Annotated in this window: 10 protein-coding genes; 5 read left to right on the top strand and 5 right to left on the bottom strand. The window is 71.6% G+C overall.

Going from position 1 to position 11,445, the window contains the following annotated elements; genetic code table 11:
• The 3 genes from GT354_RS10645 to GT354_RS10640 all read right to left on the bottom strand — a co-directional run.
• Positions 1 to 1,027, bottom strand: a 1,027-nt coding sequence (locus GT354_RS10645; protein ID WP_237534599.1) for a YcaO-like family protein, incomplete at its 3' end; no start/stop codon positions are given.
• A gap of 118 nt (positions 1,028 to 1,145) precedes the next feature.
• Positions 1,146 to 1,280: a hypothetical protein gene (locus tag GT354_RS55720; protein WP_272923803.1), complete on the bottom strand. Its 135-nt coding sequence runs from the start codon at positions 1,278 to 1,280 to the stop codon at positions 1,146 to 1,148.
• Positions 1,281 to 1,666: 386 nt separating this feature from the next.
• On the bottom strand, positions 1,667 to 3,154 hold the full coding sequence (locus GT354_RS10640; protein WP_237534598.1) for a N,N-dimethylformamidase beta subunit family domain-containing protein: 1,488 nt from the start codon (positions 3,152 to 3,154) through the stop codon (positions 1,667 to 1,669).
• A 511-nt stretch (positions 3,155 to 3,665) separates the two neighbouring features.
• Between GT354_RS10640 and GT354_RS10635 the strand changes: the two genes are divergently transcribed.
• Together GT354_RS10635 and GT354_RS10630 are read left to right on the top strand one after the other, a co-directional pair.
• Positions 3,666 to 4,805 carry a glycosyltransferase family 4 protein gene (locus GT354_RS10635; RefSeq protein ID WP_161356038.1) on the top strand — a complete coding sequence of 380 codons (1,140 nt, stop codon included), beginning with the start codon at positions 3,666 to 3,668 and terminating at the stop codon, positions 4,803 to 4,805.
• 236 nt (positions 4,806 to 5,041) lie between these two features.
• Positions 5,042 to 6,022, top strand: coding sequence for a pyridoxal-phosphate dependent enzyme (locus GT354_RS10630; RefSeq protein ID WP_161356037.1), 981 nt, complete (start codon positions 5,042 to 5,044; stop codon positions 6,020 to 6,022).
• A 97-nt stretch (positions 6,023 to 6,119) separates the two neighbouring features.
• Here GT354_RS10630 and GT354_RS10625 read toward each other — a convergent pair whose 3' ends face one another.
• Positions 6,120 to 6,542, bottom strand: a complete 423-nt coding sequence (locus GT354_RS10625) for a VOC family protein (protein WP_161356036.1) — start codon at positions 6,540 to 6,542, stop codon at positions 6,120 to 6,122.
• Between the two features lie 156 nt (positions 6,543 to 6,698).
• Here GT354_RS10625 and GT354_RS10620 point away from each other — a divergent pair, with 156 nt between their 5' ends.
• The gene (locus GT354_RS10620) at positions 6,699 to 7,733 is read left to right on the top strand and encodes a WYL domain-containing protein (protein WP_161356035.1); all 1,035 of its coding nucleotides are present in this window, start codon (positions 6,699 to 6,701) and stop codon (positions 7,731 to 7,733) included.
• 32 nt (positions 7,734 to 7,765) lie between these two features.
• Entirely contained in the window at positions 7,766 to 8,770 is a 1,005-nt protein-coding gene (locus GT354_RS10615) for an LD-carboxypeptidase (protein ID WP_161356034.1), read from the top strand.
• 135 nt (positions 8,771 to 8,905) lie between these two features.
• Here GT354_RS10615 and GT354_RS10610 read toward each other — a convergent pair whose 3' ends face one another.
• Positions 8,906 to 9,445, bottom strand: a complete 540-nt coding sequence (locus GT354_RS10610; RefSeq protein WP_161356033.1) for a DUF4303 domain-containing protein — start codon at positions 9,443 to 9,445, stop codon at positions 8,906 to 8,908.
• A 397-nt stretch (positions 9,446 to 9,842) separates the two neighbouring features.
• On the opposite strand from GT354_RS10610, the gene GT354_RS10605 reads away from it, so the two are divergent.
• Positions 9,843 to 11,402: an MFS transporter gene (locus tag GT354_RS10605; RefSeq protein WP_161356032.1), complete on the top strand. Its 1,560-nt coding sequence runs from the start codon at positions 9,843 to 9,845 to the stop codon at positions 11,400 to 11,402.
• Positions 11,403 to 11,445: the final 43 nt, after the last annotated feature.

Here is an 11,445-nt window from a genome sequence, read left to right as displayed (position 1 = left end):
CGGGCCCGGGGGCCCCGGCGGGTGTCCGCCCGGTCCACAGGCTCAGGCTGTCCTGTACGTGATAGGCCCACAGCGCGTGTTGGACCGCGGTCTCGGGGGCGTCGCTGCCGCCCCATCCGCTCCAGGCGTCCAAGGCGACGCGCGTACCCATGCTCCACCGCACCATGAGGGCCTCGTAGGCCGCCTTCGCGACCAGCGCCGACATGTCGGTGTCGGCACCGCAACGCGCCCCGAACGCCTGCCTGGTGCCGTCGGGCGCGTGCAGGCACACGACCGCGCAGCGGGTACCGTTGGGCGCCGGCAGGTCGAGCGCGGTGGCGGTCGCCCCGATGCCGTCGAGGAGCTTGGCGAGCGGGCTCGGCAGGTCCGCCGTCGCAAGCGTCGAGGGCGCCGGCGACGACAGCCCGTACCAGCTCCTGCGGACCAGGTCGCGTTCGAGGACTTCCCATGCCGCGTGCTCCGCGGCTGCCCGGCCGTCGGGGTGCGAGGCGACTCCGGTCGACCCCACGCCCGGACCGGGATCACAGTCCGCGGGCGGGCGATGATGGAGGAAGACGGCCCCGGCCGGCACGTGCGTCTCGTCGCCGGTGTGCGCCGAGTGTCCCAGGACCCAGAGCCTGCGGGTGGTGCGAACCGCCTCCGGGTGCTCGGAGTTCGCGGAGCCGTGGCGTGCGAGGTCGGCGGGGTCGAGCGCGGGTATGCCCTTGCGGCGCAATTCGGCGTAGGTGGCGACCACTTCGGCGTTCGCCTCGGCGGTCCGGCCGGCCAGGATGTTGCCGACGCGCTCCAGGAGTTCCCCCCGCGCGCTCGCGGCGACCTGTTCGCGGCGGTGTCCCGCCGCGCTGCCCACGACGATCGGCCGGTCGCCGGCCGCGCACACGGCGTCGAACTGCGGCGAGCGGGCCGCGACGCGCGCGAAGACGACGTCGGGCCAGGAATCGTAGGGGGTGAACACCTGCGGTTCCCACGTGGACGCGGTCACCACCCGTGCCCCCGGGCCGAGAGCGGCCGCGTCACGGCCGAGCATTCCTCGGCGCCCGGACGGGCGTCGGGTTCCACGTGCATCGCGTCTTCCTCCGGTGGTCCCGATGACGAGGGGTGCGACGGGCCGGGGCGATCCGACCCGTCGCCTCTTGGCCGTTGCCTCAGCTGGGTACGTCGATCATCAGCGCAAGCTCGGGCAGTTCCGATTCCGGAATCAGCTCCATGTCGTCCTGCATGTCGGACTCCCTTCGGTCGCCGACTCCACCGCCGTCGACGGGGAACATCGGAAGGGCCATGGTGTGCGCGAAACAACGACGAGCACAAGAAGTAAGCGGCAGTCGCGCTCCGTGTCGGGTCACGTCGGCCCAGCCGGAAACCACCTTGTGTTCCCGGACACGGCGGGCGCGCCCGAGTCGCCGGCGGCGGCCATCAGCCCTTTTGGCCTCGGCAACGAGGTGTCGTCACACCGATCGCGTCGTGTCAATCGCGCATTCGGCCGCCACATTCGGTCGAACCGTACGAATATTGGCCGAAAAGCTCGACCTCGGTCATCCGACCGGCGCAAAACCGACCGAATGCCGAGGCGGGCGGCGGGCGGCCCGGTTGGGCCGGCCCGTATCGCGTGACAGCGCGCCGCCCCCGTCGACACCCGTACCACCAGCGGGACTTCACGACCGGGTCCTCACGACAACATGGTGATCACGTTGCGGGTGATGGCGCGTACCGTCGGGTCCAGCGGCAGCACCCGGGGCCAGTCGACGGTGGCGGCGGTGAAGACCGTGCCACCTCGGGTGTACAGCCCCAGCGTCGCCGCACGGGTGCCGGCGTCGTGCTCGCGCAGCGCGACGTGCCACCCGGTCGACGGGTCCTCGGGTAGTTCGGCGACGCCCAGAATGGTGAAGTCGGCCGGTGTACCGTCCTCTCCGGTCGGCACGGCCGTTCCCCGCGCGTCGCGGCGCAGCGCCGCACCGTCGCATTCGTAGCCGACCAGGGCGTGTTCGGCGCCGAGCAGGTCCCCTTCGCGCAGTCCGGTACCGGCCAACACCGGGTGGTCGGCGTGCTGCACGGTGAAGCCCAACGGGGCCCGGAGCCCGGCCCAGTGGCCGCCGCCGTTGCGGTAACTGACGCCGATCAGGCTGTTCTCCGGTTCGGACTCCCACCAGTGACCGGCGACGCCCGGCAACGAGTCGCAGTCGGCCCCCAGCCGGGCCCCGGGGGGATACTTGGTGCACCGCACAGCCGTTGCGTCGTCGGTCACCGCGACCCGCCACCAACAGGTGTTCGCCCCGAACACGGCGATGTTGCCGCCGCGGTCGCGAAAGGCGGTGACGTGCCGGCGGGTGGGCGCGCTCCAGTACTCGTCGTGGCCGGCGGACAGCAGCAGCCGATAGCCGTCCAGGACGTCGGGCCGCTCGTGCAGATCGAGGTCGGTGCAGTAGTCGACCGCGAAGCCGCCGGCTTCGAGCCACGCGACGAAGGGCGCGTCCCAATGCGCGAACGTCTGCCGGGGAGTTCGCGGGTCGTGGGCGTCCGGGTGGCCCTTCACCGGGCCGCCGATGCCGCCGCCGGGCCGTCGCAGGCTGACGATCCGGGTGCCGGCGTGCGGTGGGAGCCCGCTGTCGTGGTCGTCGTGGATCGATCCGTACAGACTCCCGCCGCCGCTTTGGTTGTAGGCGTGATAGGTGAACACCGGCACCTTGTACAGGATCCGTGCGCCCGACGGTTCGTGCGGCGTCACCACGAACAGCATTCGTGCGCCGCGCGCGTCCGGCGTGTCGGCGCTCTCGAACTCCGGTGCCCGGGTGAGCCCTTCGGTATCGGTTCGCAGTACCGCGACGTACACGCCCGAGGGCCAGTGGGCAGGGACCGCGAAGTCGTACTCCGGCCAGCGCCAGTCCTCGTCGTGCCGGCCCGGCGGCGCGAAGCGGCCGTTCGCCTCGATGCCCGCCATGTGTCGCAGCCCTGCGCCATACCGAAAGAAGTCGGCCCGAAAGCGGCGGGCGGACGTCGACACGTGAAACCGCAGCAGGTCGCCGGCGCGCACGCTCGGCCCGGCGGGATACCCGTCGATGTCGGCGACCGGGGCGACGTCGACCGGTCGCGTCGGGGAGGCGGCGGATGTGCTCCTCGCCCGCGTCCGGTGAGTGCCCGGCCCGAACCGGTCCGACATGGGGCCCTCCAGGGAGATCGGCCGACGACCGGCTGTTGCCGGTGGGACGAACGCCGGTGGGATGAACGCCGGTAAGGCGAACGCTGGTCCTTACCAGGGTCCGAGCCTCGACGGCCACGCGAACGCCTGATTCCGGACGTTCTGGTGTTCCTGCGCCTTTCGCCCACCACCCGCCGCCCGAGCCGGTGTTCCGCCCCCGTCGTGCGGCCCACGGCAACCACAGCACCCACCCGGCACCGTGCGGTCCGCGAGCCCGCGCCCTGTCCCGGGGCCGCCGGTATCGACCGGTTCTCGCCCCTGCCCGCTCGTCACTCTTGGCAGCGCCGCGATCACCCGTGATGATGACCCGGCGTCGCCGTCCACGGGCGCATCCGGCCCCATCCCCGGTACACGACCCACCGCCCCGGACGAGGAGACGCCGATGACACCGTCGCGCACGACACCATCCCGACCACCATCGAACACGTCCGCGTCCGCGCCGACATCGCCGCAGGGGCGGGGCTGAGCCGGCATGCGCATCGCCTACCTGCACGGCGGCAGCATCCCTTCGTTGTGGGCCAACAACGTCCACGTCATGCGCATGTGCGACGCGTTCGCCGCCGCCGGGCACGACATCACCCTCTATGCCGCGCCCGGCACCCACCCGGCGGACGACCTGTACGCCTACTACGGCGTCCGTCACCGCTTCCCCGTGCGCGCCGTACCGATCCCGGACTTCACCCCCGCCGGATACCTGCAACGCGCCCAGCAGGTGAGCCGGTTGCTGAGCCACGAGCGCACACCGGACCTGATCTACGGCCGCGATCCGTACAGCCTCGGCGCCGCGGCGGACATCGCGCCGTTCGTGTACGAGGTCCACCAGATCCGCCGGGATCTACCGCCCGGAACCGAGCAACGCCTGCTCGCGGAGCCCCGGTTGGTCCGGCTCGTGGTGATCACGCACGCACTCGCGCGCGACCTTCGCACCGCATACGAAGGAGCCGACCCGCTGCCGATCCTGGTCGCCCCCGACTGCGCCGACCTGCCCCAACCGCACCCCGTACCGGTGGAGTTGCCGGGGCGCCCGGGCGCGCCGCGAGTCGGATACGTCGGACACCTCTACGACGGCCGCGGCATCGGCTTGATCCTGGAACTCGCCGATCGGCTCCCCGACGTCGACTTCCACCTCGTCGGCGGCACTCCCGAGGACCGAGACCGCTGGGAGCGACCGTGTCGGCTGCCCAACGTGCACTTCCACGGCCACCGCCCACCGTCGGAACTCCCCGGCTACTACCCCCTCTTCGACGTCCTCTTGGCCCCCTACGAGGAAAAGGTCTACGTCTGGGGGCGACTCGGCGAGACCGGTCGCTGGGCTTCCCCGATGAAGCTGTTCGAGTACATGGCCCACGGACGCGCCGTGATCGCCTCGGACCTGCCCGTCCTGCACGAGGTCCTGACGGACCGGGTCAACTGCCTGATGCGCCCGCCGGCCGACCCGGACGCGTGGACTCAGGCCCTCACCGAGCTACTGTCCGACGATTCCCTGCGCCACAAACTCGGCGACGAGGCCCGCCGCCAGGTGACCGAGCAATACACATGGCGCCGCCGCGCGGACGACGTCCTGGCCGGCCTCGCCCTCCCGAACCCGACCGGCAACCCGGGCCCGACGTAGCACCGCGGCCAAGCGGGTACGCCCGGCGTTCCGGCGGCTTCGGGCCGGCGCGCGGGTGCGCTCCCACGCCGTCGCGGAACGGGTCGTCCCCGTCTGCCGAAGGGGTCGATCCGTGCACCGCCTGGTCCTTCGACGTTCCCGGCGGTCCAACCCACGCACCCACACCCGAGCGACCAGGCAGCCGGAATCGTCGATTACTCGATGGAACAGCGCCCGCGGCACTACGCTGCCGTGTCGTGCACAAGACGCGCCTCGACACTGCTCGGATCCGGGCGGCCCGTCGAGTAATCGACCCGATGTTCCTCGATACGCCGCTGTACCGGTGCGAGGCTCTGGAGCCCGAACTCGGGTGCACGGTGAGCATCAAGCTCGAAACGGCGAATCCGGTCCGCAGCTTCAAGGCCCGCGGCACCGAGGTCGTCGCGAGCCTGCTCGCCGACAGCGAATCGCGGGCCGTGGTGTGCGCCAGCGCGGGCAACCTGGGCCTGGCCCTCGCCTGGTCCGGTCGCGGCCGGGGGCTCGACGTCACCGTCGTGGCCTCGCGCTTCGCGACGGTGACGAAGCTGGATCGCATCCGCGCGTTGGATGCCAGGTTGGAACTGGTGGACGGAGACCACGAGGCGGCTCGCGAGCGGGCGGCGGCCATCGCGCGGTACGACGGCATCAGGCTGGTCGAGGACAGTCTGGACATCGAGACGTGCGAGGGCGCGGCGACCATCGGCCTGGAACTGGTGGACACCGCGCCGTCGTTCGACACCGTCCTGATCGCTCTCGGCGGCGGGGCGTTGGCCACCGGTGTGGGTCATGTGCTGAAGTCGTCGGCGCCCGAGGTCGAGGTGATCTGCGTCCAGCCGCTGGGCGCACCGGCGATGACGCGTTCGTGGCACCAACGGCGCGTCGTCACCACCGACTCGACCGACACCATCGCCGACGGAGTCGCCGGCCGGTGTCCCATCCCGGCCGTCCTGGACGACCTCCTCCTGGTCGCCGACGACGCCGTCCTGGTCCGGGAGGCGTCGATCGTCGCCGGTATGCGGCTGCTCCTCGACCACGCCGGCCTCGTCGTCGAACCGTCGGCCGCGCTCGGCATCGCGGCCGTCCTCGAAGACCGCGAACGCTTCGCCGGTCGACACGTGGTCACCATCGTGTGCGGCAACAACGTCGACGTGGACGCCTATCGCCGCTGGGTCGGTGCGGCTCCCGTCCGCGGGTCTTGACGGTTGCGTTGCGTGCCACCGAACGTGGTGGGTGCTCGCGCCGTCCGGGCCGCCCGTGCGGCGGCCCGAACGGCGCGGTCGGGTCGGGTCGGCTGGTTCAGCCGTTGTACGCAGCGGTGACGTCCAGGACCCAGGTGACGCCGAAGCGGTCGGTGAGCATGCCGTACAGCGGTGCCCACTGCGCGGGCTCCAGCGGACGCACGACGACCGAGCCTTCGGCGAGCCTGCCCCACAGGGCGCTGATCTCCTCGGCGTCGTCGCCGCGCACGGAGACGAAGAACGGGTTCTCGCCCTGGCCCCACGGCAGCTGCGCGGGCACGTCGTAGGCCATGACGTGGAAACCGTTGTCGCCGACCACCTCACCCCACATCACCTGGTCCGCATCGCTCTCGACCTGCACGGCGCCCGCGTCCCGGTAGGTGACCACGACGGTACGTCCGCCGAAGACGGACCGGTAGAAGTCCAGCGCCGCACGTGCGGTGCCCCGGAAGTTCAGGTGAGTGGTGGTCCGGATAGACATGTCCTGCTCCTTGCTCCATGTGTCGAGTACGCCGCGGGCCGTCGAGGCTCCGGCGGCCACTGCCTTGCCGGGAGCGACGCCTCCCGAACGGCTCGTATGCCACGATGGCAGCATTAGAGGACAGGTCGTGTCCTGTACTGCCGGGGAACGGATGTCATGCACAAAACGTCCGCGCGGCTGCTCGCGCTGCTCTCGCTGCTTCAAACGCACCGTGACTGGTCCGGCGAGGATCTCGCCGGACGTCTCGACGTCACCTCGCGCACCGTGCGCCGTGACATGGACCGTCTCCGCGAACTCGGCTACCCGATCACCACCGTCAAGGGACCGGCCGGCGGTTACCGACTGGACGCCGGCACCCACCTGCCGCCCCTGCTGTTCGACGACGATCAGGCCGTCGCCCTGGCCGTCGCGCTACAGACCGCGGCCGCCGGCACCGCCGTCGCCGAAGACGCTTCCCGCGCCCTGGCCACCCTGCGCCAGGTCATGCCACCTCACCTGCGCCGCCGCATCGACCTGTTGCGCGTCACCGCCGTCCAACCGCCCGCGGGTCACCACGCCCGGGTCGAGACCCAGGTCCTGACGGACCTGAGCCGCGTCATCCACGCCCACGAGGAACTGCGCTTCGACTACGCCCCGTCCTCGGGCACCCCAGCCGACGATCCCCGCCGAGTACAGCCCCACCACCTGGTCACGTGGCGTCGGCACTGGTACCTCGTGGCCTGGGACCTCCATCGCGAGGACTGGCGTACCTTCCGCGTCGACCGCATCCGGCCCCGCACACCCACCGGCCCCCGCTTCGCCCCTCGTGAACTCCCCGGTGGTGAGGTCTCCACCTTCGTCACCGGCCGATTCCGCGGCCACGACGGCACCACCCCCGACTGGCCCTGCCAAGGCGAAGTCGTCCTCGGCCTCCCGGCCGCCGAGGTCGCGCCCTTCGCCCAGGACGGAATCGTCGAGGAACTCGACTCCCGGCGCTGCCGACTCGTCCTCGGCTCGTGGTCGTGGACCGGACTCGCCGCCGCCATCGGCCGCTTCGACACCGATATCGAAGTCGTCGGCCCGCCCCGACTGGCCACCGCGTTCGGCGACCTCGCCGCCCGCTACGCCCACGCCGCACACAGCACCAGAGCGCAGACCGACCCGCCGCGCCGAGCACGGAACTCACCACCGGCCGGCCCGGAAAATGCGTAGCGTCACGCTGGGGGTGCCAAGAGACTGTCCCGATGACTCGCACCACAGCACCTGTGCCACTACGACCTCGTGCCCTCGCTCCCGGCGATGTCGTCGCCATCGCGGCGCTGTCCGGCCCGCTCGTTGCCGAGTTCGTTCCGGGACTCGAACAAGCCGAAGCCACGCTCCGGCGCATGGGGTTTCGGGTACGTCGTGCGCCGCTGCTCGAAGTCGGGCGGCGGCACTGGTGGAGTTCGGCACCGGCGACGGAGATCGCGGACGAACTCAACGCTCTGCTGCGGGATCCCGAGGTGCGCGCGATCATCGCGCACGACGGCGGGCAGACGGTGCTCGGCTACCTCGATCTGATCGACGTCGAGGCCATCCGGGCCGACCCCAAGCCGATTCTCGGGTACAGCGACATCGCGATGTTGCATCTGGTGCTCTACTCGCGCACGGGTTTGGTCGGATTCCACGCCGACTTGGCCATGCCCGGCTTCGGCGAGGCGTGGCAGGCCGCGCCCGCAGCGCGCAGGCGGGTGCTCGAGGACGTTTATTCGGTGCTGCTGACCGGCCCGGAGGCGATCGGCACGCTGCCCACCGGGCCGTCGTGGGAGTGTTGGCGTGCCGGGCGCGCCGAAGGGCCGCTGATCGGCGGGTTGCTCAATCGCATCGTGCGGACCCAGGCGACGCGTTTCGCGCTGCCGCTCGACTGGTTCGACGGCGCGGTGCTGTTCTGGGAGGAGATGGGCGGCGAGGCGTCGTGGGTGTGGAGCGACCTGCACGTGCTGCGGCACTGCGGCATCCTCGACCGCATCGCGGGCATGGTCGTCGGCGTGCCGCGTGCGATCGGTGGGCTGGGCTCGTCCGACGGCTCACCGACACTCCCCGAGATCGTCCTCGATGTCCTCGGCGACCGTGACGTCCCGGTGCTGGGCAACGTCGAGTTCGGACATGCCGGTCCGAATCTGCCGATGCCGGTCGGCATCCGTGCCGGCCTCGATGCGGCACAGCGGACCCTGTCACTGCTCGAACCGACGGTCCGCCCGCGCACGTGACACCGAGTCCGCTCGACCGAGCGGATCGGCGGCCCGCGTGCGTCGACTGCGCGCGGGCCGACGGATCCCGAAAGAGACAACCTGTCGGCGTCGGGTCGGTCGGTGGGCGGACGGGCCCGCCGGAGAAGCCACGGGTCAGTCGTCCGTGGCGCCGAGCGCGGCAACGTATGCGGCGACGGCCGCCGGGGGGTTCAGGGCTCGGGCGCGGGCCGCGTTGTCGGTGTCGTCGCCGGGGACCTCGACGGTGGCGACGATGGACAGACGCCGTTCGCCGTCGCCGAACAGCCCTTCCGCGTCGAGGCGGGCCATCGCCGTGACCATCGCGCGCAACCGCAGGTCGTACTCGTCCTCCCCCTCGTCGTCCGGGAGTTCGAAGACCTGCGGCCGGGCGTCGAACAGGGTTCGGATCGGGGCGAGGTGCCGTTCCCCGTACGTGCAGAACGGGGAGTCCGCGTAGGACCACCGCAGCTCCTCGGCGTCGGCCCCGGGGCCGCCCGCCGCGGTGGCCAGGGCCTGCGTCGACCAGGCCGACAGCGCCGGGCCGAAGGCCTCCCCGGGGGTGACCAGGGCGCAGTAGTAGAAGTCGTGCTCCGGGTATTCCCGGAACAGGTCCGCGATGGCGGCGCGGGCCGCCCGATACACGGCCTCGGTGAGATCTGCTTCGGTTGGCGTCACGTCGACTCCCGTGTGTGCATGTGTACGGATCCCCGACCCGCAACGAATGACGCCCCGTCGATGGTGCCGACGCGGCGCGTCAGGTCGTACCCGGACAGCTCGCACGTGTCGTCGTAGTCGTGGCGAACCCGGCCTCGATCACCGCGAGTGCCGGCTGTCCCCGAGGTAGGGCGCCAGCATTGTGGCAGGCCGGTCGACCTTGGTCTCCGACCGGACGTCGACCCTGCGTGCCTCGGCGCCGCCCGATGTTCGCGGGGGCTGCTCGGTCGTCCGGCCGTCTGCCCGGGCCGGATCGCCGGGTGGCCGATCCGACCGTAGAGTGCGATTTGTGACCATTCCATCACACAGCGTGGCCGGCGGTGGACGTCAAGGCCCTGCTTCGGCGGGTCGAGGCGCCGTGAGCCGGGCTCGGGCGTGGGGCGCGGTGGTGGTGATGTGCCTGGGGCTGTTCATCCTGGGGGTGGACTTCACCGTGCTCAACGTCGCCGTGCCCGACCTGCAACGGGACATGCGGCCGTCGATGGCGCAGGTGCAATGGATCATCGACGGCTACGCGCTGGTTTTGGGCGGGTGTGTGCTGGCCGCGGGCGCGGTGAGCGACGCGTACGGGCGACGGCGCTGCTTTCTCGTGGGTCTGTGGCTGTGCGCGATGGCGTGCCTGGTGGGCGCGTCCGCCCACGCGCCGTGGGAGTTGATCGCCGCGCGCTGCGGTATGGGCGCGGGGGCCGCGTTGATGATGCCCTCGACGCTGTCGGTGATCGTGTCCCTGTTCCCGGAGGGCCCGCAGCGCCGCAAGGCGGTGTCCCTGTGGGCGCTGGTCGCGGGAGCCGGCACGTTGCTGGGGCCGGTCGCGGGGGGCTACCTGGTCGAGCACTACTCCTGGCGAGCCGGATTCTGGGCGCCCATTCCGTGCGTGTTGGTGACGATGGCGGCGGCCGCGGTCGTGGTTCCCGAGTCCCGCGGCCTCCGTAACGAGCCGATCGACCTGACCGGCATGGGCTGGTCCACCGCGGGCTTCCTGGCCCTGGTCTGGGCGATCATCGAAGGGCCCGATCGAGGTTGGACCACCGCCCCGATCCTGGGGGCGTTCGCCGCCGCGATCGTGCTGCTGGCCGCGTTCGCCCGCCACCAACGACGCTGCGCCGCGCCGATGCTGCCCATCGACGTCCTCAAGGACACCCGGATGCGGACCGCGACAGCCGTACTGGCGATGTTGTCGTTCGCCGTGTTCGGTGCCCTGTTCGTGCTGTCGCTGTACCTCCAGAACATCCTGCACCTGAGCGCGGCGCAGGCGGGGCAGCGCATGTTGCCGCTGTCGGCGGCGATGGCGGTCGGGGTGGCGGGCGCGTTCGTCGTCTCCCGACGCTGCTCGCAACGGGCCCTGGTCACCGCCGGCCTGCTGGCGGTGTTCTGCGGGTTCGCCGTGTTGGCGGGCGCGGGGCCCGGATCGGGATACGGGCGGGTCCTGCTTTTCGAGTTGCTCGCGGGGCTGGGCGTGGGGATCGCCGCGCCGACCGCCACCGAGGCCGTCATGGGTTGTCTGCCGGCCGACCGTACCGGGGCGGGGTCGGCGATCAACGACGCCACCCGGCAGATCGGTTCCGCCGTGGGCGTGGCCGTCCAAGGCTCCATCCTCACCAGCGTGCACGCCGACCGCATGCGTGCGTTCCCGACACCCCCCGGGGCCGACGTCGGCGTGCACAGCCTCATGTCGACGGCGGCCTCGACCCCGCGGCTGCCTCCCGAGGTCCGGGCCCGACTCGTGGCCCACTCCCAGGACGCGTTCGTCGCTGGCGTGGCGAGCGCGGCCCACGCCGCCATGCTCGTCACGGCCTTGGCCGCCGTCGCGGCGTGGCGTCGGCTGGGCGGCCGCGACTCGGGCGTCCCCACGTCGGCCGCACCCACCGAGCCCGTACACGGCCCGGCACTTACCACACCGTCCCCATCATCGACCTGAGGAGACCACGTGCCCACGTCACCCACGACCGCCGGTAGCCACC

Source organism: Streptomyces sp. SID3343, from assembly GCF_009865215.1.
In the GTDB taxonomy this organism is placed as follows: domain Bacteria; phylum Actinomycetota; class Actinomycetes; order Streptomycetales; family Streptomycetaceae; genus Embleya.
This window is presented reverse-complemented; position numbering and strand designations above follow the sequence as displayed.